This window comes from Pseudooceanicola sp. DL12 (assembly GCF_056270665.1).
Genome location: NZ_CM149884.1, coordinates 4,396,080 through 4,416,842, shown reverse-complemented (window position 1 = coordinate 4,416,842; position 20,763 = coordinate 4,396,080). Strand labels below are relative to the sequence as shown.

Genomic DNA, 20,763 nt, shown 5'->3' with positions numbered 1-20,763 from the left:
CGGAAATAGAGTCAAGTTTATCGCTTAACGGCCCATAAATCGTCTGAGGGCTACGGTCCGCCTGCCGTGAATGGAGAGGCCAGATGCTCAAGCTGTTTCGCAAGAAACCCGACGACCATACCCTGATGCGCGAGGCCGAGCTGGCCGCCATCTCCCTCAGTCACATGATCGTCCGATACGACATGGATGGCACCATCCGCGAGGTTAACGAGGCCTTCTGCAAGACCACCGGGTTCGCCGCCGAGGACATCATCGGCAAGAGTTACCTGACCATCGTCCGCCCCAAGGACCATGACCTGCCGGAGCTCAAGCAGCTCTGGGCGGAAATGGCGCGCGGCAAGACGCAGAACCGCATAGTGCCCCGGCTGAACAGCGCCGGAGAGGAAATCTGGCTCGACGTCACCTATACGCCGGTGCCGGATGTTACCGGTCGGTTCACCCATGTGCTGGGCATCGCGCGCGAGATCTCCGATTTCCACCTGCGCCGCCGCGACAACCGAAGCCAGGTCGACGCCGTGCGTCGCACCATGGCGGTGGCCGAATATGACCTGCAGGGCAATCTCGTCGACGCAAACGAGAAATTCCTCAAGGTCATGGGCTATCGGCTGCAGGACATCCGCGGCAAGCATCACAGCCTGTTCATGCCTCCCGACCAGGCCGAGAGTGCCGAACATGCGGCCTTCTGGGACCGGCTGCGCAAGGGCGGTTCCGAACACGGCCAGATCCAGCGCCTCGACCGCTCCGGGCAGACCCGCTGGTTCGAGGCCACCTATGAAACCCTGATCGACCCCGAGGGGCGGCCCTTCAAGGTGGTCGAATATGCCTTCGACATCACCGAGGCCAAGAACCTTGCCGCCGACGCCAGCAGCCAGATCAACGCGATCCACAAGGTGCAGGCGGTCATCGAGTTCGACATCCGGGGCAACGTCCTGAGCGCCAACGACAATTTCTGTCAGGCCATGGGCTATGACCGGTCCGAGATCATCGGCAAACCCCATGCGATGTTCGTCTCTCGCGAATTCGCCGAGTCGCCGGATTACCAGGCCTTCTGGAATGACCTGCGCGCGGGCCGCGAGAAGGTCGGCAAGTTCACCCGCCTCGGCAAGGGCGGAAAATCCGTCTATATCCGCGCCAGCTACAACCCGATCTACAACGCCGCCGGCGAAGTGGTGAAGGTTGTGAAATACGCCATCGACACCACGATCCTGGAACGCGCGGTGAACCACATGCAGCGCGCCCTCGACCAGTTGGCGCGGGGCGACCTCTCGGTGCGAATCGACCGCGACCTGGGCGAGCTCGACGCAATCCGGCAGAAGTTCAACGAGGCTGTGAGCATCGTCGACGACGCCATGAAGGCCGTTCTGACCCGCGCCACCGACGTCCATGCCGAAACCGGCGCCATCACCGGCGCCACCAACGAGCTCTCCATCCGTACCGAGCATCAGGCCTCCACCCTCGAGGAAACCGCCGCCGCCCTGAACGAGCTTGCCGTTTCCGTGGAACATGCCGCCGAGGCGGCCATCGCCGCCCAGAAAAAGGCCGACCTGGCCCAGAACCAGACCGAGGACTCTGGCCGCGTCGTCGGCAATGCCGTCTCTGCCATGAACGAGATCTCCGAGAGCTCGAACCGGATCTCGAAAATCACCTCGGTGATCGACGACATCGCCTTCCAGACCAACCTCCTGGCACTGAACGCCGGGGTCGAGGCCGCCCGGGCCGGGGATGCCGGCCGCGGATTCGCCGTGGTCGCCCACGAGGTGCGCGCCCTGGCCCAACGCTCTTCCGAGGCCGCCAAGGAGATCGCCGAGCTGATTTCCGCCTCAACCTCCCAGGTCAACAAGGGCGTCGACCTGGTGGGCCAGGCCGGGACCTCGATCAAGACGATCGATTCCATGGTGCGTGAAATCAACGACAGCATCACCCAGATCGCCGGCTCGGCCCGCGAACAATCGCTCGGCATCAACGAGATGAACGCGGCCATCGCCCAGCTCGACCAGGCGACACAGGAAAACGCCGCCATGGCCGAAGAGACAAACGCCGCCACCCAGACCCTCGCCGAGGGGATCGCCGACGTGCAAAAGGCGGTCTCCTATTTCGGCGCTACCGAGGTGACCGAGCGCGACGGCGGCAGCCGCGGCGGCGGGCTCCGCCGCGCCGGCTGAACGGTCCGCGCAGCCCCGGAGGGGCCCTGCCCCTCCCGGCCCGTCGGGCTTTCCGCCCCACCGTATTTTTCCCAGGATGAAAAGGCGGCCGCGAGGGCCAGCCTCCGGTTGCGCGCGCAGCATTAACCGGGCGTCTCAGGCCCTGCCGCACCGACGCGATACCGACGTGATACCGACGTGATACCGACGGGCATGTTTCGGCCCCAATCGCCTTGTTAACCTGGGCGATGCGCTGATTCGCACGCTTCCCGTGCAGGGGTGTGTAGCGGCCCCGAAAGGATCCCTTCAGCCTTCCGCCGCCCCCGCAGGCGCCTTCCGCCGGCGACGACCGCCCTGTGGCAAAGGCGCCGCGCCCTGCTTGACCTCTCGACCGATCCGTCGGAAAAACGCAAAAACCCGTTGTGTTGCGGGCAGAAACGGGTAGCTTTCGGATCCCGGCATGACCCGGGCCGGAGCCGCGATTTGCACAGGGACGAACGCCATGAAACTCAGCATCGAACGCGCAGCACTGCTCAAGGCAGTGGCCCAGGCCCAGTCGGTGGTCGAACGGCGCAATACCATTCCGATCCTCGCCAACGTGCTGATCGAGGCCGACGGCAATGACGTGATGTTCCGCGCCACCGACCTCGACATCGAGGTCGTGGACAAGGCCCCCGCCATGGTCGAACGCGCCGGATCCACCACGGTCTCGGCCGTAACCCTCCATGAAATCGTCAGAAAATTGCCCGACGGCGCCATGGTCACCCTGGCGGACGACGGCACTGCGGGGCGGCTGACGGTGCAGGCCGGGCGGTCGAACTTCAACCTGGCGACCCTGCCCAAGGAGGACTTCCCGGTGATGGCCTCCTCGGAATACTCCTCGAACTTCAAGGCGCCGGCCCCCGTGCTGCGCCGTCTCTTCGACAAGTCGAAATTCGCGATTTCCACCGAGGAAACCCGCTATTACCTGAACGGCGTCTACATGCACGTGGCCGAGGCCGAGAGCGGCCGGGTGCTGCGCTGCGTGGCCACCGACGGTCACCGCCTGGCCCGGATCGATGCCGAGCTGCCCGAAGGTGCCGAGGACATGCCCGGCGTAATCGTGCCGCGCAAGACGGTTGGCGAACTGCGCAAGCTGCTGGACGATGACGAGATGGAGATCGCCGTTTCGGTTTCCGAAACCAAGGTGCGCTTTGCCACGCCGCAAATCACCCTGACCTCCAAGGTCATCGACGGCACCTTCCCGGATTATTCCCGCGTGATTCCCGTGAACAACGCCCGCCGTCTGGAGGTTGACGCCTCCGAGTTCGCAAAGGCCGTCGATCGCGTGGCGACCGTCAGCTCGGAGCGTTCGCGTGCCGTCAAGCTGAGCCTCGACGAGGATCGCCTGGTGCTGTCCGTCAATGCGCCCGACAGCGGCGCGGCCGAGGAGGAACTTGCCGTGGCCTATGGCGACGAACGGCTGGAGATCGGCTTCAACGCCAAGTACCTGCTGGAGATTGCCAGCCAGGTCGACCGCGAGAATGCCGTCTTCATGTTCAACTCTTCCGGTGATCCGACCCTGATGCGCGAAGGCAATGACACCAGCGCCGTCTACGTCGTTATGCCGATGCGCGTGTAAATCGCCGCGCGGCGGCGATGCCGCCGGCGGGGATATTTCTACAGGGAAACAAGGGGATTCGGTCGTGGGGAAGCTATGTCTGACCCGGCTGAACCTGTCGCACTTCCGCTCCTGGAGGCGGGGCGAGATCACCGCTGACGGACGCCCGGTGGCGATCTGGGGGCCGAATGGCGCCGGCAAGACCAATATCCTCGAAGCGGTCTCGATGTTTTCGCCCGGTCGCGGGCTGCGTCGTGCCGCGGCCGACGAGATGGTACGCCGCCCCGAGGGCCTCGGCTGGAAACTGACGGGGATCCTGCGCTCTCTGCACCAGGTGCACGAGGTCGAGATGCAGACCGAAGCCGGGCAGAGCCGCAGCCTGCGGATCGACGACAAGGCCGCAGCGCAAATTGCGCTCGGCCGGATCGCGCGGGTGCTCTGGCTGGTGCCTAGCATGGACCGTCTCTGGATCGAGAGCGCCGAGGGCCGGCGGCGGTTTCTCGATCGGATGGTGCTCAGCTTCTTTCCCGCCCATGCCGATGTCTCGCTGACCTACGAAAAGGCAATGCGCGAGCGCAATCGCCTGCTCAAGGACGGCATCGGCGACAATCACTGGTACGCCGCGCTGGAACGGCAGATGGCCGAAGCCGGAGCGGAGATCACCTCCAACCGGCTGAAGGCGCTGCAGCTGATCGCGGTGGCGACCGAGGAAGCCGAGACCGCCTTTCCCGCACCCGACCTGTCACTGACCCACCCGGAGGGCGATCTGCCCGGTTCGGAGGCCGAGCTGCTGGGCGCCCTGCAGGAAGGACGGCGCCGCGACATGGCGGCCGGACGCACCCTGATGGGGCCTCATCGCATCGACATGGAGGCCTTTTGGTCCACGAAGGGGATAAATGCGCGGGATGCCTCCACCGGCGAGCAGAAGGCGCTTCTCGTCAGCCTGATCCTGGCGAATGCCCGCGGGCTCTCGCGTGATTTCGGGGCCCCGCCCATCCTGCTTCTCGACGAGGTTGCCGCCCACCTTGACGCAGGCCGCCGCGCCGCGCTCTATGACGAGGTCTGCGCCCTTGGCGCGCAGGCCTGGATGACCGGCACCGGCCCCGAGCTCTTTGCCGAGCTCGGCGATCGCGCGCAGTATCTCGAGGTCGGCGAGGAGAACGGCGAGAGCCGGGCAGAGGAGAAGGACAGGGCATGACACCCCAGCGCGTCTCGCTGATCACCCTAGGCGTCGAGGACCTCGAAAGGGCGCGCGCCTTCTACGGCGCGCTCGGCTGGAGCCCCGTGGCAGAGCAGCCCGGCGTCAGCTTCTACCAGATGGACGGCATGGGCCTCGGCCTCTTCGGCCGGGCCGACCTCGCGACCGACCAGGGTCGCCCCGGGGCGACCCTCGGCACCGGGGCGATGACCCTGGCACAGAACTTCGACAGCCGCGCGGAGGTGGATACCGCATATGCCGCGGCGCTGGCCGCAGGCGCCACCGCCCTCAAGGCGCCGGAGGCGGTGTTCTGGGGCGGGTATTCCGGCTATTTTGCCGACCCCGACGGCCATGTATGGGAGCTTGCGCACAACCCGTTCTGGCCCCTCGACGCGGCCGGCAGGCTGACCATTCCCCCGGCGGGCTGAGGCCGCTCTCGCCGAGGCGTTTTTCCGCCTCCAAAATCATGTCGCAAGCGTGACATTCCCCCCGCAAACGCATAGATTGGCAACAGAAATTCCAGAGGGGACACGCATGGCCGAGGCCCAGCAGACTACGCCTGAATACAACGCAGATTCCATCAAGGTTCTCAAGGGCTTGGATGCCGTCCGCAAACGTCCGGGCATGTACATCGGCGATACGGACGACGGCTCGGGTCTGCACCACATGATCTACGAGGCCGTCGACAACGGCATCGACGAGGCGCTGGCCGGTCATGCCGACTTCGTGAAGGTAGTGATCCACGCCGACAATTCCGTTTCCGTGCGTGACAACGGGCGCGGAATTCCGGTCACGATCCACTCCGAGGAGGGGATCTCGGCGGCCGAGGTCATCATGACCCAGCTGCACGCCGGCGGCAAGTTCGACCAGAACTCCTACAAGGTCTCAGGCGGGTTGCACGGCGTGGGTATCTCCGTGGTGAACGCCCTCTCCGACTGGCTGGAACTGCGCATCTGGCGCGACGGCAAGGAGCATTACGTCCGCTTCGAACATTCCGAGACGGTCGAGCCGCTCAAGGTCGTGGGCGACGCCAATGGCGAGAAGGGCACCGAGGTGCGCTTCCTCTCCTCGACGCAGACCTTCTCGAACCTCGAATACAATTATGCCACGCTGGAAAAGCGCCTGCGCGAGCTGGCCTTCCTGAACTCCGGCGTGCGCATCGTGCTGGAAGATCATCGCCCGGCCGAGCCGCTGCACACGGAACTGCATTACGATGGCGGCGTGAAGGAATTCGTGAAATACCTCGACCGCTCCAAGCAGTCGATGATGCCCGAGCCGATCTTCATGACCGGCGAAAAGGACGGCATCGGCGTCGAGGTCGCGATGTGGTGGAACGACAGCTACAATGAAATGGTGCTGCCGTTTACCAACAACATCCCTCAGCGCGATGGCGGCACGCACATGGCCGGCTTCCGCGCCGCGCTTACCCGCAGCCTGACGAAATACGCCCAGGAACATGGCATCGGCAAGCGCGAGAAGATTTCCTTTACCGGTGACGACGCGCGCGAAGGCCTGACCTGCGTGCTCTCCGTCAAGGTGCCCGATCCGAAATTCTCCAGCCAGACCAAGGACAAGCTCGTCTCCTCCGAGGTGCGCCCCGCGGTCGAGAGCCTTGTGAACGAGAAGCTGAGCGAGTGGTTCGAGGAGAATCCGAACGAAGCCAAGATGATCACCGGCAAGATCATCGAGGCGGCCATGGCCCGCGAGGCCGCGCGCAAGGCGCGCGAGCTGACGCGGCGCAAGACCGCCCTCGACGTTAACTTTCTTGCCGGCAAGCTCAAGGACTGCTCCGAGAAGGATGCCTCCAAGACCGAAGTCTTCCTCGTCGAGGGTGACTCGGCCGGTGGCTCTGCCCAGACGGGCCGTGACCGCCGCACCCAGGCGGTCCTGCCCCTGCGCGGCAAGATCCTGAACGTGGAACGCGCCCGCTTCGACCGGATGCTGTCGAGCCAGGAGATCGGCAACCTCGTCATGGCGCTCGGCACCGGCATCGGCCGCGACGAGTTCAACATCGAGAAGCTGCGCTACCACAAGGTCGTCATCATGACCGACGCCGACGTCGACGGCGCGCACATCCGGACCCTGCTGCTGACCTTCTTCTACCGGCAGATGCCCGAGCTGATCGAGGGCGGGTACCTCTATATCGCCCAGCCGCCGCTCTACAAGGCGTCGCGCGGCAAGTCCGAGGTCTACCTCAAGGACCAGGCGGCGATGGACGACTTCCTGATCGATCATGGCGTCGACGGGGCCATCCTGCGCCTCGGCAACGGCAATGAACTCGCCGGCCAGGATCTCAAGCGCGTGGTCGAGCAGGCCCGCCAGCTCAAGCGCGTGCTGGAAGCCTTCCCGACGCATTACCCGCGTCACATCCTGGAGCAGGCGGCCATTGCCGGCGCCTTTGCTCCCGGCGCCGTGGCCAACGACCTTCAGGGCGTCGCCGATCAGGTTGCCGCCCGGCTGAACCTGATCGCGCTGGAATACGAGAAGGGCTGGCAGGGTCGCATCACCCAGGATCATGGCATCCGCCTGGCCCGCATCCTGCGTGGCGTCGAAGAGGTGCGCACCCTCGACGGTCCGATGCTCCGCTCGGGCGAGGCGCGCCGCACCGGCAGCTTCACCCGTGACCTGCAAGAGGTTTACAACGTGCCCGCCACGCTGGTCCGCAAGGACAAGCCGCAGGCGATCTACGGGCCTCTGGAACTGCTCAAGGCAATCCTGACCGAGGGCGAAAAGGGTCTCTCGATCCAGCGCTACAAGGGCCTGGGCGAGATGAACCCCGAGCAGCTCTGGGAAACCACGCTCGACCCCGATGCCCGCACCCTGCTGCAGGTCAAGATCGACGACGTGGCCGAGGCCGACGACATCTTTACCAAGCTGATGGGCGACGTGGTCGAACCGCGCCGAGACTTCATCCAGCAAAACGCACTGAACGTGGAAAACCTCGACTTCTGAGCCGGTTGACGGCCCCGAAAACCAAGCAGCCCGCCCTGTTTCAAGGGCGGGCTGCTTTGCATTTTCAGGCCATGGACCGGGCCGCCGGGGCCGCGTAATGGCGCTCGATCTCGAGCAATCTCTGCTTGCGCCAGAGCCCCCCGCCATAGTCCGTCAGTGATCCGTCGGCGCCGATCAACCTATGGCAGGGAATGACAAGCGCGATCTGGTTGGCTCCATTGGCCCGCGCCACTGCGCGCACCGATTGCGGCCGCCCGATGGCCCGCGCAATGTCGCTGTAGCTCCGGGTTTCGCCCGGTCCGATCCGCAGCAACTCGTCCCAGACCGCGCGTGTAAAATCCGTTCCGTGCATCGCCAGCGGCGTGGTGAACCCGGCCCCGTCACCCGCGAAATACCGGGCCAGCTCGGCCCGGATCCGTGCGCCCGGCGGGTGGCTGCCAAGGCCGAGGGAGCCCTTTGCGTGCAGGCTCAGCCGCTCGATTTCGCGGCGCAGCGCGCGCCGGTCGGCAAACTCCAGCAAGTGCAGCTGACTGGCCGAGGTGACGGCGATCATGTCGCCCAGCGGCGTCTCGATCCACTCCGCCCGCAGCAGGGCGTCCTTCGGCAGGCTGCCCGGACTGCGACCCAGCAGGCGCGCAAAAGCCTCGCGGAAGGCACTCGGCGAGTCGAACCCCGCGTCCAGCTGCGCCTCGATCACCTTGCCGCCACCGGCCAGCGTCAGAAAGCCGTCGCGTAGCCGTCGCTGCCGCGCCATCTCCAGGAAAGTCATGCCAAAGGCCCGCCGGAAACTGCGCCGTGCGGTCGAAGGGTCGATCCCCATGGCGGCGATGTCTCCCTCGCGCCAGCGATACTCCGGCCGCGCCTCCAGCGCCTCGAGCAACCGGGCCACCACCGGATCCGCCTGGGCCTGAGGGGTCAACGGATGACAGCGCTTGCAGGGTCGGAAACCGGCCTCGATACAGGCGCCGGGCGTCGCGTAGAAGGCGCAGTTCCGCGCCAGCGGCTTGCGCGCCGGACAGGTCAGCCGGCAGAAGATGCCGGTCGAGCGGACCCCCACATAGGCGCGCCCGTCATAACTGGCGTCGCGCCGCAACAGGGCATCATAGAGCGTTTCGGGATCAGGCAGGTCAAACATCATGGCCCGATCCTACCCCGGCTGGCGCATCCTGCAGCCGGAAATCGGGCATCTATTTCGTGGCAGGGTCGCGCGGCCCGGCCTGCATCGGCGTCATGCGGCCCGGAGTGTCTCCGGGCGCCTCGATGAACTCGGCCTTGTCGCCCACCGGCAGGTCGAACAGCCCCTGCCCCCAGTGCGCGGCGCGCCATTCGATCTTGGCGGCCTCGATCCGCCCGGGGTCGGAAGACACGAAGTTCCACCAGATATAGCGCGGCCCGTTCAGCGTCGCCCCGCCCAGCACCATGAATCGTGCGCCCTGCTCGCCCGCCCGCACGGCAATGCGGTCGCCAGTGCGAAACACCATCATCTGCCCCGGGCCATAGGTCTCTCCCGCCACGCCGATGCTGCCGTGGGTCACGTGCAACCCGCGATCCTCGTGATTGTCGGGCAGCGGAAAGATCGCCCCCGGCTTCAGCGTGACATCGAGATAGAAGGCCTCGGAAAAGAGCGTCACCGGCGCCCGTTCCCCAAAGGCATCGCCCAGAATCAGCCGGGCGGTGATCCCCTCGGCCTCGAGCAGCGGCAGCGCCTCTCGCCCGTGGTGTTCAAAGAGCGGTGTCCGCGCCTCCTCTTCCTCCGGCAAGGCGATCCAGGTCTGGATGCCATAGAGCGCCCGCGGCCCCTTCTCCTCGACGCTGGGCGAGCGCTCGGAATGGCTCACGCCCCGCCCCGCCACCATCCAGTTCACCTCGCCCGGCAGGATCAGCTGGTCGCTGCCGATGGAATCGCGGTGATGGAAAACCCCGTCATAGAGATAGGTGACCGTGCCCAGCCCGATATGCGGATGCGGCCGCACGTCGATCCGGTCGCCGGTCAGCAGTTCCGCCGGCCCCATCTGGTCGAAGAAGATGAACGGCCCCACCATCTGCCGCCTCGGCGCCGGCAGGGCGCGCCGCACCTCAAAGCCGCCGATATCGCGCGAACGCGGCACGATCAGTGTCTCGATGGCGCCGGGCGCCACGTCATCCGGGGTCAGCGGGTCGAGTGCGGGGTTCCAGCTCATGTCGCTCTCCTTCTGTCCCCTGCAATCTATGCCTTTTCCCTCATCGCGCATCCTGCATTCCCGCACAGATGTCGCGTGGCTTGCCTTTAATCAAACGTTTGATTAATTTTTCCCGACATAGGAGTACCCATGACCGAATCCACGCCTCTATCGCCGTCCGACGACACCCGCAGCCGCCTGATCACGGCGGGCCTGACCCTCTTCGGGCGTAACGGCTTTGCCGGCACCAGCACCCGCGCCATCGCGGCCGAGGCGCAAACGAACGTCGCCTCGATCTCCTATCACTTCGGCAACAAGGCCGGTCTGCACGAGGCCTGCGTTCAGGCCGTGGCCGAGAACGTGCTGCGCGCCACCGGCCCCACGGTCGATCCCGCCGGGCTCACGCCCGACGAAGCCCGGCACCACCTGCACGTGATGCTGCAGGGCATGACCGATTTCCTCGTTGCCGCGCCCCAGGCGGCCGGCGTCGCCGCTTTCGTCCTGCGACAGTTTTCAGAGCCCGGCGACGGCGTCGACAGGATCTACGAACTGGTCTTCGAGCCCCGACACCGGGAGGTCTGCGCGCTCTGGTCTGCGGCCACCGGCGCCCCGGCCGACAGCGAGGAAACCCGCCTGCGCGTCTTCGCCCTGATCGGCCAGATCATCTATTTCCGCATTGCCCAGCATTTCGTCCAGCGCCGCATGGACTGGCCCGCCATCGGCCAGCCACAGGCCGAGGCCATCGGTGCCATCCTGGCCGACAATCTCGATGCCCTCCTCGAAAGGCAAAGATCATGATCCTCTGCGCCATCCCGATCCTGTCGGCCTTTTTCGCCACCTGCGCCGATCAGCCTTTCGCCACCGGATATGTCGAGGGCGACTATACCCTCGTCGCCCCCATCGCCAGCAGCCAGATCCTCGATATCGCGGTCAAGCGCGGCGACGTCGTCACGGCCGGCCAGACTCTCGCGCAGATGGAGGAGAGCGACACCCGGATCGCCCTAGCCGAGGCCGAGGCCGCCCTGGCCAATGCCCGGTCGAACCTGGCCGACCTGACCGAGGGCAAGCGCCCAGAGGAGATCCAGGTGCTCGAGGCCACCCTGGCCTCGGCCCGGGCCCAGGCCGAGGATGCCCATACCAGCATGGACCGTGTCGTCAGCCTCGCCGATCGCGGCGCCGCCACCCAGGCCGACCGCGACGAGGCCGTCACCGCCGCCCGCGTCGCCGATGCCGCCGTGGCCCAGGCCGAGGCAGAGCTTTCGGTGGCCCGGCTGCCCGCCCGCGAACAGGAGATCGCCGCTGCCCAGGCCAGCGTCGACGGCGCCGTAGCCGCCCGCGACCTGGCGCAATGGCAGCTGCAGCAGCGCGTGCTCACCGCCCCTGCCGCCGGCCGGATCGACGACATCATCCGCCAGCGCGGCGAGATCGCCGGCCCCTCGGCACCGGTGCTGTCGCTGCTGCCGCTCGGCGGCGTCAAGCTTCGGCTCTATGTCCCCGAAACCGCCGTGTCGCAGATCTCTCCCGGCTCGAAACTCGCGGTGTCCTGCGATGGCTGCCCCGAGGGGCTGACCGCCACGGTCAGCTATGTCTCCGACTCGCCCGAGTTCACGCCCCCCGTCATCTACTCCCAGGACAACCGGCAAAAGCTCGTCTACCTGATTGAGGCCCATTCCATCGCCCCCGAGCTGAAACCCGGACAAATCGTCGACGTGCGCCGTGTCACGGATGACGCCAAATGAGCGAACCGGCCATCTCCGTCCAGGGCCTGACCAAGGCCTTTGGCCATCGCAAGGTGGTGGATGACGTCACCCTCTCGGTCGAGCAGGGCGAGATCGCCGGCTTCCTCGGGCCCAACGGATCGGGCAAGACCACGACGATCCGCCTGATGTGCGGGCTGCTGACGCCCGATGCCGGCAGCGGCCGCGTGCTTGGCCGCGACATCCTGACCGAGGGCAACGCCATCAAGCGCGAAGTGGGCTACATGACCCAGCGCTTCTCCTTCTACGAGGACCTGACGATCGAGGAGAATCTGCGCTTCGTCGCCGGTCTCTACGACCTGCGCCCGATCCGCGACGTGGTGCGCGACACGCTCGAGGATCTCGGGCTGACTTCGCGCAGGGCTCAGCTTGCAGGCTCGCTCTCCGGCGGCTGGAAACAGCGCCTGGCCCTTGCCGCCTGCACCATGCACAAGCCGCGCCTGCTTCTCCTCGACGAGCCCACCGCCGGCGTCGACCCAAAGGCCCGGCGCGAATTCTGGGACGAGATCCACACCCTCGCGGGCGACGGCCTCACGGTGCTGGTCTCGACCCACTACATGGACGAGGCCGAGCGCTGCCACCGCATCAACTACATCGCCTACGGCAAGCTGGTGGCCCATGGCACGGTCGATCAGGTGGTCCGCGATGCCGGCCTTACCACCGTGCTGCTCTCCGGCAGCGGCACCGCCCGGGCGGCGAAACAGCTGCGCGGCATGCCGGGCGTCGAACAGATCGCCCCCTTCGGCAACACGCTCCACGTGGTGGGTGCAGATGGTGCCGCGCTCCATGCCTCGGCCCGTCAGGTCGCCGCCGCAACCGGCACCGAGATGGCCGAGGCCGAGACCAGCCTCGAAGATGTCTTCATCCGCCTGATGGGCCAGAGCACGGACAACATGGCATGAGCCGCGCGACCACCTCCTGCACGGGGCGCGGCCAATGACCCGCTTCCTCTCCTTCATCCGCCTGCGCGCCCTGCTGACCAAGGAAGTCATCCAGATGCGCCGCGACCGGCTCACCTTCGGGATGATGCTCGGCCTGCCGCTGGTGCAGTTGATGCTCTTCGGTTTCGCCATAAACACCGACCCAAAGGAACTGCCCGCCGCGCTCGTCGCCACAGAGCAGGACCGTTTCACCCGCGCCATGGTCACGGCGCTCGAGATGACCGGCTACTACCGTTTCATCGCCCCCGATGCGACGGCAGAGCAGGCCGAACAGCTGATCCAGACGGGCGAGGTCTCCTTCGTGGTCACCGTGCCCTCGGATTTCGGCCGCCGGGTCGAGCGTGGCGACACCCCCCAGATCCTGATCGAGGCCGACGCCACCGATCCCTCCGTGGCCTCCGGCGCCATTTCCACCCTGTCGACCGTCGCGCAGCAGGCCCTGGCCCGCGAAACCGGGCAGGACATCCAGACCCCGGAGGAAGAGGCCGCCCAGACCGAGATCGTCGTGCACCGCCGCTACAACCCCGAGGGCAACACCCAGTACAACATCGTGCCGGGCCTGCTCGGGGTGATCCTTCAGCTGACCATGGTGATGATGACCTCCATGGCGCTCACCCGTGAAACCGAGCGCGGCACCATGGAAAACCTGCTCTCCATGCCCGCCACACCCTTCGAGATCATGCTGGGCAAGATCATGCCCTATCTCGCCGTGGGCGCGGTGCAGGTCGTGGTCGTGCTGCTGGCGTCAAAGGTGATCTTCTCGATTCCCTTCGTCGGCGCGCTCTGGCTCCTGCTGCTGGGCATCCTGCTCTTCGTGCTGGCGCTTGTGATCCTGGGATACCTGATCTCCACCCTCGCGCGCACCCAGATGCAGGCGATGCAGCTCACCTTCTTCTTCTTCCTGCCCTCGCTCCTGCTCTCGGGGTTCATGTTCCCCTTCCGCGGCATGCCCACCTGGGCACAATGGCTGGGAGAGATCTTTCCCCTCACCCATTTCCTGCGCCTGATCCGCGGCGTCATGCTCAAGGGCGCCACCCTGCCCGAGGTCGCAGGCCCGCTGCTCGCGCTCTGCATCTTCGTCGGGGTCCTCTCGGGCGCGGCACTCATGCGCTTCCGCAGGACGCTCGACTGATCCCGCCGGTTTTTTCAGCGTCCCCCGGGCATTTCCCTGCGGCCCTGCAAAAGGCGGTTTACAAGCACCGGCCCAGACCCACATTTCAGAGCCATGGCGGACAAGCTCTCAATCATTGTCGTCGAACCCGACCGCGATCGCGCCACGCTGATCGTGGACAGCCTGCGTCAGGCGGGCGACTACGACATCCACATCATCTCCGAGGCCACCGGGCTCGCCCGGTCTATCCGGTCGCACAATCCCGACATGGTGCTGATCGACATCACCAACCCCTCGCGCGACACGCTGGAGGAGCTGACCCTCGCCTCGGGCCCCCTCGACCGCCCCGTGGCCATGTTCGTCGATCAGACCGACGACAGCATGACCCGCACCGCGATCGAGGCCGGCGTCTCGGCCTATGTCGTGGACGGCATGGCGCCCGAGCGGGTGAAACCCGTGCTCGATGCCGCCGTGGCGCGCTTCAACATGTTCCAGCGCATGCGCACCGAGCTCGCCGCCACCAAGAAGGCCCTGGAGGAGCGCAAGGTCATCGACCGCGCCAAGGGCCTGCTGATGAAGGCCCGCGGCGTCGACGAGGACCAGGCCTACGCCCTGCTGCGCAAGGCCGCGATGGATCAGAACCGGCGCGTCGCAGAGGTGGCACAGGCCCTGGTCAGCACGGCGGGCCTGCTTGGATGAAGGGAACGACGCTTTCCCTGGGCTACATCCCCCTGGTGGATGCCGCGCCGCTCATTGCCGCGCAGGAGATGGGCTTTGCCGCCGAGGAGGGGCTCGACCTCGACCTCGTCAAGGCACCCTCCTGGTCCGCCCTGCGCGACATGCTGGTCTTCGGCCGGGTCGAGGCCGCGCATATGCTCTCGCCCGTACCCGTGGCCTCCGCCCTCGGTCTGGGCGGCATCGGCGCCGCGCTCTCGGCCGTCTCCGTCCTGAGCGTCAACGGCAATGTCATCGGCGTCTCGAACGAGCTTGCGAGCCGCCTGCGGGGGGTCGGTCACGACTTTGCCTTCAACGATGCCCGCAGCGCCGGCGAGGCGATGCTGGACGTGCACGAGGCCGGCCATGCGCTGCGCCTGGGCGTGCCCTTCCCCTTCTCCATGCATGCCGAGCTGCTCTATTACTGGCTCTCCGCCGTCGGCCTGCCCGCGCCGCAAAGCGTCTCGATCCGCACCGTACCGCCGCCGCTCATGGCCGATGCCATCGCCGCCGGCGAGATCGACGCCTTCTGCGTGGGCGAACCCTGGGGCTCCATCGCGGTGGAAAACGGCGTCGGCGAGCTGCTCCTCCCGGGCCGCGCGATCTGGGAGTTTGCCCCGGAAAAGGTCCTCGCTCTGCGCACCGACTGGGCCGAGAGCGAGAGCGAGCTCACCGGCCGGCTGATCCGCGCCCTCTGGCGGGCCGGGCGCTGGCTGGCAGATCCGGCCTCGAAATCCCTGACCGCAGAGATCCTCGCCGATCCGCGCTATCTCAACCTGCCGTCAGAGGTGCTCGACCGGTCGCTCTCCGGCCGCATGATCATCACGCCGCGCGGCGACCTGCGCGAGGTGCCGGGCTTCATCGGCTTCCACCGCGGCACCGCAACCTTCCCCTGGCGGTCCCAGGCCGAATGGATCGCGCATCAGCTCGCCACCCGCACCGGGCTCGACCGCGATGCCGCCCTGCGTGCCGGGCGGGCCGCCTTCCGCACCGATCTCCACCGCCAGGCGCTGAGCGGCACAGAGGCCGATCTGCCCGGCGCCTCGATGAAGATCGAGGGCGCCATTGCGGCCGAAACCTCCATCGCCTCGGAATCGGGCCGGCTGTCGCTTCTGCCCGACCGCTTCTTCGATGGCCGCGTTTTTGAGCCGTCCGGCGAAATCTGACCTGTTTTTGTGCAGTTTTCAATGCAACCCTGACGCGACCCGCAAAAACGCAATCTCGGTATTCATAATTTCTTTGCAAAGCCCCTCGAATCCCTCATTCAGGGTCTCAGGTAGGCAATGGCGCCCACCCGACGAATTCTCCCATTGATTGGGTAAAGCTGAGCAAAGTCGCTCGACACGTTGATGCATGTCTTTCTGCATCCACGATTGTCAGCGGCTTTTTTTCGTTTTGCCCGGGAGGAGAACATACCCCGGGCGCAGACAGACGGGGTACGAACCAATGAAGAAACTGCTTCTTTCGCTCGCAGCCACCACCGCCATGGTCGCGCCGGCACATGCCGAAATGCTCGACCTGGAAAAGGACGTGCTGACCTTCGGCTTCATCAAGCTCACCGACATGGCCCCCCTGGCCGTGGCCTATGAACAGGGCTTTTTCGACGACGAGGGCCTCTTCGTCACGCTCGAGGCCCAGGCCAACTGGAAAGTCCTGCTCGACGGCGTGATCTCCGGCACCCTCGACGGCGCCCACATGCTGGCCGGCCAGCCGCTCGCCGCCACCATCGGCTATGGCACCGAGGCCCACATCATCACCCCCTTCTCCATGGACTTGAACGGCAACGGCATCACCGTGTCGAACGAGGTCTGGGAGATGATGAAGCCCGCCCTGCCCACCGACGCCGATGGCCTCGTGCAGCATCCGATCTCGGCCTCCTACCTCAAGCCGGTGATCGAGCAGTTCAACGCACAGGGCAAGCCCTTCAACATGGGCATGGTCTTCCCGGTCTCCACCCACAACTACGAGCTGCGCTACTGGCTGGCCGCCGGCGGCATCGAGCCGGGCTACTACTCCCCCGACAACGTCTCGGGCCAGATCGGCGCCGAGGCCTTCCTCTCCGTCACGCCCCCGCCGCAGATGCCCGCCACGCTCGAGGCCGGCACCATCTCCGGCTACTGCGTCGGCGAACCCTGGAACCAGCAGGCCGTCTTCAAGGGCATCGGCGTTCCGGTGATCACGGATTACGAGCTGTGGAAGAACAACCCCGAGAAGGTCTTCGGCATCTCCGCCGCCTTCGCCGAGGAAAACCCCAATACCACCCTCGCCGTGACCAAGGCGCTGATCCGCGCCGCCCAGTGGCTCGATGAAAACGACAACGCCAACCGCCCCGAGGCCGTCGAGATCCTGTCGCGCCCCGAGTACGTTGGCGCCGACCAGGAAGTCATCGCCAACTCGATGACCGGCACCTTCGAATACGAGAAGGGCGACAAGCGCGAGGTCCCCGACTTCAACGTCTTCTTCCGCTACAACGCGACCCAGCCCTATTACTCCGACGCCGTCTGGTACCTCACCCAGATGCGCCGCTGGGGTCAGATCGCCGAGTCCAAGCCCGACAGCTGGTACGATGAAGTGGCCAAATCCGTCTACAAGCCGGAAATCTACCTCGAAGCCGCCCGCATGCTGGTCGACGAGGGCCTGGTGAACGAAGCCGACTTCGACTGGGACAGCGACGGCTACAAGGCGCCGACGCCCGCCGCCGACGTGATCGACGGCATCGGCTACGACGGCAAGGCGCCCAATGCCTACCTCGAGAGCCTGCCCATCGGCCTCAAGGGCGACCAGACGGTCGTCGGCAACGAGATCCAGGGCTGATCCTGTCGGGGCGGCGGCCCTCTGCGCCGCCGTCCCGACCCCGCAAAACGCACCGACGCGATACCGACGTCATACCGACGCAATACCGACACGGGTTTTGCCCGACAGATTGAGAGTTGACCATGACCACAGTCGATCCCGATTTTGCCCGCGAGCAGGCCCGTTCAAAGGCCCGGGAAGAGCGCCGCGCCCGCCGCTTCACCCGCATCAACAACGCCGATAAATGGCTTTCCGTTCTGGGGCTTGCATGGGTCACCCCGATGCTCAAGGCCGCCGCCGGCGACAATCCGAAGGCCCAGATGGGCGAGATCTGGCGCCTGCTTCTAGTGCCCGTCCTGGCCATTCTTGTCTTCCTGATGGTCTGGGCCACGCTGGCCCCCAAGGTCCAGACCTCCCTCGGCGCCATCCCCGGCCCCGCGCAGGTCTGGTCCGAGGCCGTCACCCTGCACGAGAGCGCCTTGCAAACCGCTGCAGACAAACGCGAATTTCAGGATCGCGTCGACGCCCGCAACCAGCGTTTCATCGACAACGGCCAGCCCGAGCGCGTCAAGGAGATCCCCTATACCGGCGCGCCCAGCTACTATGCCCAGATCTGGACCTCGATCACCACCGTCTTCTTCGGCTTCCTGATCGCCTCCGCCATCGCCATCCCGCTCGGCATCCTCGCGGGCCTCTCGGTCACGGCCAACTCGGCCCTCAACCCCTTGATCCAGATCTTCAAACCGGTCTCGCCACTGGCCTGGCTGCCCATCGTCACCATGGTCGTCTCGGCGATTTTCGTCGGCAACGACGGCTTCTTCTCCAAGAGCTTCCTGGTCTCGGCGATCACCGTCACCCTCTGCTCGCTCTGGCCCACGCTGATCAACACTGCCCTCGGTGTCGCCTCCATCGACAAGGATCTGATCGCCGTCTCCAAGGTGTTGAAAATGAACACCTATACCAAGATCACGCGCCTGGTCCTGCCCTCGGCCCTGCCGCTGATCTTCACCGGTCTGCGCCTGTCGCTCGGGGTTGGCTGGATGGTCCTGATCGCCGCCGAAATGCTGGCGCAGAACCCGGGCCTCGGCAAGTTCGTCTGGGATGAATTCCAGAACGGCTCCTCCTCCTCGCTCGCGCGGATCATGGTCGCCGTCTTCACCATCGGCATCATCGGCTTCCTGCTGGACCGCGTGATGTTCACCCTGCAGTCCCTCTTCACCTTCTCGAACAACCGGTGAGCGCCATGAGCATCCTCAAGTTCGAAAATGTTTCCAAGAGCTTCGGACAGGGCACCTCTGCCACCTCCGTGCTGAAGAACATCGACCTCGCGGTCGAGGAAGGCGAGTTCCTCGTGCTCCTCGGCTTCTCCGGCACCGGCAAGACCACCCTCATCAATCTGATGGCCGGTCTCGAGATGCCCAGCTCCGGCACCGTCACCTTCAAGGGCGCGCCGGTCGAGGGCCCCGGCCCCGAGCGCGGCGTGATCTTCCAGAACTACTCGCTGATGCCCTGGCTGACCGTGGGCGGCAACGTCCAGCTCGCGCTCGACGCTGTCTTTCCAGGCATGTCCAAGGCCGAAAAGGCTGACAAAACCGCGCACTACGTCAAGATGGTCGGCCTCTCCCACGCCATCAACCGGCGCCCGGCAGAGCTCTCCGGCGGCATGCGTCAGCGCGTCAACGTCGCCCGTGCGCTGGCCATGAACCCCGAAGTTCTGCTGCTGGACGAGCCGCTCTCGGCCCTCGATGCCCTCACCCGCGCCAACCTCGCCGACGAGATCGAGGCGATCTGGGACGCGGACAAGAAGACCTGCGTGCTGATCACCAACGACGTGGACGAGGCCATCATCCTGGCCGACCGGATCATCGCGCTGAACCCCGACGGCACCCTGGGCGAGGAATTCAGCGTCTCGCTGCCGCGCCCCCGCGACCGCACCGCGATGAACACCGACGAGGGGTTCAAGGCCCTGCGCGCCCGCGTCACCACCTACCTGATGGACGTCGGCATCCAGGCCAAGGTCGAAGGCACCCGCAACCTGCCCGACATCACTCCGATCCATGGTGTGCCCGCCGCCGTCCGCGACGCGCAAAAGGGCCTGCTCGACGAGAAATTCCTGACATTCGAACAGCTTCACAAGATCTACCCCACGCCCAAGGGCCCCCTGACTGTGGTCGAGGATTTCAACCTCAAGGTCGACCGGGGAGAGTTCATCTCGCTGATCGGCCACTCCGGCTGTGGCAAGTCCACCGTGCTGACCATGGCCGCCGGCCTCAACGACATCTCCAAGGGCGTGATCAAGCTCGACGGGCGTGGCGTGCAGGGTGCGGATCCCGAAAGGGCGGTGGTCTTCCAGTCGCCCAACCTCTTCCCCTGGCTGACGGCCAAGGAGAACGTCGCCATCGGTGTCGACAAGGTCTATCCCCGCGCCTCCCAGCCCGAGAAGCAGGACGTGGTGGAATACTACCTCGAGCGCGTCGGCCTGGCCGATGCCATGGACCGCCCCGCGCATTCCATGTCGAACGGCATGAAACAGCGCGTCGGCATCGCCCGGGCCTTCGCCCTCTCGCCAAAGCTGCTGTTGCTCGACGAGCCCTTCGGCATGCTCGACAGCCTCACCCGCTGGGAGCTTCAGGAGGTGCTGATGGAGGTCTGGTCGCGCACCAAGGTCACCGCGATCTGCGTCACCCACGACGTCGACGAAGCGATCCTGCTGGCCGACCGCGTGGTGATGATGACCAACGGCCCCCAAGCCACGATCGGCAAGATCACCGAGGTAAAACTGCCCCGGCCCCGCACTCGAAAGGCTCTTTTAGAACATCCCGATTATTACCACTACCGCCAGGAGGTGCTCGATTTCCTCGAGGAATACGAGCACGGCGCCAAACCGCGGCCGAAACCGGCCGCCCCTAAAATCGCGGCGGAGTAATCACATGGATACCAACGACATCACCCTCGTTCAGAACAGCTTTGCAAAGGTCTGGCCGATCAAGGGCCAGGCAGCGCAGATCTTCTACAGCGATCTCATGGAAACCACCCCCGAGGTCAGCCCGATGTTTGCCGACACCGACATGAAGGCCCAGGGCGACAAGCTGATGACCACACTCAACATGGTGGTCCGGGGCCTCAGCGACCTGCCCGCCACGCTCTCCGTGGCCGAGAAACTGGCCATTCGCCACCTCGATTACGGTGTGCGGCCCGAACATTACGATGCCGTTGGCGCCTCGCTGCTGCGCACCCTCGAAACCGGCCTGGGCGACAGTTTCACGCCCGAGGTCCGCGCGGCATGGATCCGCGCCTATGCCACCCTCGCCGGCGTCATGCGCGACGCCGCCTATCCCCCGCCCGCCGTTCACTGACCCTGTCAGCACGGCCTCACCTCAACTCCCTCTGGAGGTAA

The 20,763-nt window shown here is 65.8% G+C and carries 17 protein-coding genes; 15 read left to right on the top strand and 2 right to left on the bottom strand.

Annotated features, from left to right (window positions below; genetic code table 11):
- The first annotated feature begins 83 nt into the window (after window positions 1-83).
- The 5 genes from AC0WR5_RS20640 to gyrB all read left to right on the top strand — a co-directional run bounded on the left by AC0WR5_RS20640 (window position 84) and on the right by gyrB (window position 7,891).
- Window positions 84-2,162: a methyl-accepting chemotaxis protein gene (locus AC0WR5_RS20640; protein ID WP_475865836.1), complete on the top strand. Its 2,079-nt coding sequence runs from the start codon at window positions 84-86 to the stop codon at window positions 2,160-2,162.
- 481 nt (window positions 2,163-2,643) lie between these two features.
- A complete protein-coding gene (dnaN, locus tag AC0WR5_RS20635; protein WP_475865834.1) occupies window positions 2,644-3,762 on the top strand; it encodes a DNA polymerase III subunit beta in 1,119 nt (372 codons plus the stop codon).
- A 64-nt stretch (window positions 3,763-3,826) separates the two neighbouring features.
- The gene (recF, locus tag AC0WR5_RS20630; protein ID WP_475865832.1) at window positions 3,827-4,939 is read left to right on the top strand and encodes a DNA replication/repair protein RecF; all 1,113 of its coding nucleotides are present in this window, start codon (window positions 3,827-3,829) and stop codon (window positions 4,937-4,939) included.
- The gene (locus tag AC0WR5_RS20625; RefSeq protein WP_475865830.1) at window positions 4,936-5,367 is read left to right on the top strand and encodes a VOC family protein; all 432 of its coding nucleotides are present in this window, start codon (window positions 4,936-4,938) and stop codon (window positions 5,365-5,367) included. The genes recF and AC0WR5_RS20625 overlap by 4 nt, the downstream gene beginning before the upstream one ends.
- Window positions 5,368-5,473: 106 nt before the next feature.
- Window positions 5,474-7,891: a DNA topoisomerase (ATP-hydrolyzing) subunit B gene (gene gyrB / locus AC0WR5_RS20620; RefSeq protein WP_475865828.1), complete on the top strand. Its 2,418-nt coding sequence runs from the start codon at window positions 5,474-5,476 to the stop codon at window positions 7,889-7,891.
- A 64-nt stretch (window positions 7,892-7,955) separates the two neighbouring features.
- Here the strand turns inward: gyrB and AC0WR5_RS20615 are convergent, their stop codons facing one another.
- Together AC0WR5_RS20615 and AC0WR5_RS20610 are read right to left on the bottom strand one after the other, a co-directional pair.
- Window positions 7,956-9,029, bottom strand: coding sequence for a bifunctional transcriptional activator/DNA repair enzyme AdaA (locus AC0WR5_RS20615; RefSeq protein ID WP_475865826.1), 1,074 nt, complete (start codon window positions 9,027-9,029; stop codon window positions 7,956-7,958).
- A gap of 49 nt (window positions 9,030-9,078) precedes the next feature.
- A complete protein-coding gene (locus AC0WR5_RS20610; protein WP_475865824.1) occupies window positions 9,079-10,071 on the bottom strand; it encodes a pirin family protein in 993 nt (330 codons plus the stop codon).
- Between the two features lie 129 nt (window positions 10,072-10,200).
- Here AC0WR5_RS20610 and AC0WR5_RS20605 point away from each other — a divergent pair, with 129 nt between their 5' ends.
- From AC0WR5_RS20605 to AC0WR5_RS20560, 10 genes are all read left to right on the top strand, one after another.
- Window positions 10,201-10,848 (top strand): CerR family C-terminal domain-containing protein, encoded by a 648-nt coding sequence (locus AC0WR5_RS20605; RefSeq protein ID WP_475865822.1) that lies wholly within the window; start codon window positions 10,201-10,203, stop codon window positions 10,846-10,848.
- Entirely contained in the window at window positions 10,845-11,789 is a 945-nt protein-coding gene (locus tag AC0WR5_RS20600; RefSeq protein ID WP_475865820.1) for an HlyD family secretion protein, read from the top strand. Before AC0WR5_RS20605 ends, AC0WR5_RS20600 begins: the two co-directional genes overlap by 4 nt.
- Window positions 11,786-12,709, top strand: coding sequence for an ABC transporter ATP-binding protein (locus tag AC0WR5_RS20595; protein ID WP_475865818.1), 924 nt, complete (start codon window positions 11,786-11,788; stop codon window positions 12,707-12,709). Before AC0WR5_RS20600 ends, AC0WR5_RS20595 begins: the two co-directional genes overlap by 4 nt.
- A 34-nt stretch (window positions 12,710-12,743) precedes the next feature.
- On the top strand, window positions 12,744-13,880 hold the full coding sequence (locus AC0WR5_RS20590) for an ABC transporter permease (protein WP_475865816.1): 1,137 nt from the start codon (window positions 12,744-12,746) through the stop codon (window positions 13,878-13,880).
- Window positions 13,881-13,973: 93 nt separating this feature from the next.
- Window positions 13,974-14,558, top strand: a complete 585-nt coding sequence (locus tag AC0WR5_RS20585) for an ANTAR domain-containing response regulator (protein WP_475865814.1) — start codon at window positions 13,974-13,976, stop codon at window positions 14,556-14,558.
- Window positions 14,555-15,739 carry a CmpA/NrtA family ABC transporter substrate-binding protein gene (locus tag AC0WR5_RS20580; RefSeq protein ID WP_475865812.1) on the top strand — a complete coding sequence of 395 codons (1,185 nt, stop codon included), beginning with the start codon at window positions 14,555-14,557 and terminating at the stop codon, window positions 15,737-15,739. Before AC0WR5_RS20585 ends, AC0WR5_RS20580 begins: the two co-directional genes overlap by 4 nt.
- Window positions 15,740-16,019: 280 nt before the next feature.
- Entirely contained in the window at window positions 16,020-17,387 is a 1,368-nt protein-coding gene (locus tag AC0WR5_RS20575) for a CmpA/NrtA family ABC transporter substrate-binding protein (protein ID WP_475865810.1), read from the top strand.
- Between the two features lie 122 nt (window positions 17,388-17,509).
- Window positions 17,510-18,604 (top strand): ABC transporter permease, encoded by a 1,095-nt coding sequence (locus tag AC0WR5_RS20570; RefSeq protein WP_475865809.1) that lies wholly within the window; start codon window positions 17,510-17,512, stop codon window positions 18,602-18,604.
- Window positions 18,605-18,609: 5 nt separating this feature from the next.
- Window positions 18,610-20,292, top strand: coding sequence for an ABC transporter ATP-binding protein (locus AC0WR5_RS20565; protein WP_475865808.1), 1,683 nt, complete (start codon window positions 18,610-18,612; stop codon window positions 20,290-20,292).
- Window positions 20,293-20,296: 4 nt separating this feature from the next.
- The gene (locus AC0WR5_RS20560; protein ID WP_475865806.1) at window positions 20,297-20,722 is read left to right on the top strand and encodes a globin family protein; all 426 of its coding nucleotides are present in this window, start codon (window positions 20,297-20,299) and stop codon (window positions 20,720-20,722) included.
- Window positions 20,723-20,763 lie beyond the last annotated feature (41 nt).

Excerpts from the sequence above, each read along its gene's own strand:
- AC0WR5_RS20640 (WP_475865836.1), top strand. The coding sequence starts at position 84 with ATGCTCAAGCTGTTTCGCAAGAAACCCGACGACCATACCCTGATGCGC.
- dnaN (WP_475865834.1), top strand. The coding sequence starts at position 2,644 with ATGAAACTCAGCATCGAACGCGCAGCACTGCTCAAGGCAGTGGCCCAG.
- AC0WR5_RS20625 (WP_475865830.1), top strand. The coding sequence starts at position 4,936 with ATGACACCCCAGCGCGTCTCGCTGATCACCCTAGGCGTCGAGGACCTC.
- gyrB (WP_475865828.1), top strand. The coding sequence starts at position 5,474 with ATGGCCGAGGCCCAGCAGACTACGCCTGAATACAACGCAGATTCCATC.
- AC0WR5_RS20615 (WP_475865826.1), bottom strand. The coding sequence starts at position 9,029 with ATGATGTTTGACCTGCCTGATCCCGAAACGCTCTATGATGCCCTGTTG.
- AC0WR5_RS20610 (WP_475865824.1), bottom strand. The coding sequence starts at position 10,071 with ATGAGCTGGAACCCCGCACTCGACCCGCTGACCCCGGATGACGTGGCG.
- AC0WR5_RS20605 (WP_475865822.1), top strand. The coding sequence starts at position 10,201 with ATGACCGAATCCACGCCTCTATCGCCGTCCGACGACACCCGCAGCCGC.
- AC0WR5_RS20600 (WP_475865820.1), top strand. The coding sequence starts at position 10,845 with ATGATCCTCTGCGCCATCCCGATCCTGTCGGCCTTTTTCGCCACCTGC.
- AC0WR5_RS20595 (WP_475865818.1), top strand. The coding sequence starts at position 11,786 with ATGAGCGAACCGGCCATCTCCGTCCAGGGCCTGACCAAGGCCTTTGGC.
- AC0WR5_RS20590 (WP_475865816.1), top strand. The coding sequence starts at position 12,744 with ATGACCCGCTTCCTCTCCTTCATCCGCCTGCGCGCCCTGCTGACCAAG.
- AC0WR5_RS20585 (WP_475865814.1), top strand. The coding sequence starts at position 13,974 with ATGGCGGACAAGCTCTCAATCATTGTCGTCGAACCCGACCGCGATCGC.
- AC0WR5_RS20580 (WP_475865812.1), top strand. The coding sequence starts at position 14,555 with ATGAAGGGAACGACGCTTTCCCTGGGCTACATCCCCCTGGTGGATGCC.
- AC0WR5_RS20575 (WP_475865810.1), top strand. The coding sequence starts at position 16,020 with ATGAAGAAACTGCTTCTTTCGCTCGCAGCCACCACCGCCATGGTCGCG.
- AC0WR5_RS20570 (WP_475865809.1), top strand. The coding sequence starts at position 17,510 with ATGACCACAGTCGATCCCGATTTTGCCCGCGAGCAGGCCCGTTCAAAG.
- AC0WR5_RS20565 (WP_475865808.1), top strand. The coding sequence starts at position 18,610 with ATGAGCATCCTCAAGTTCGAAAATGTTTCCAAGAGCTTCGGACAGGGC.
- AC0WR5_RS20560 (WP_475865806.1), top strand. The coding sequence starts at position 20,297 with ATGGATACCAACGACATCACCCTCGTTCAGAACAGCTTTGCAAAGGTC.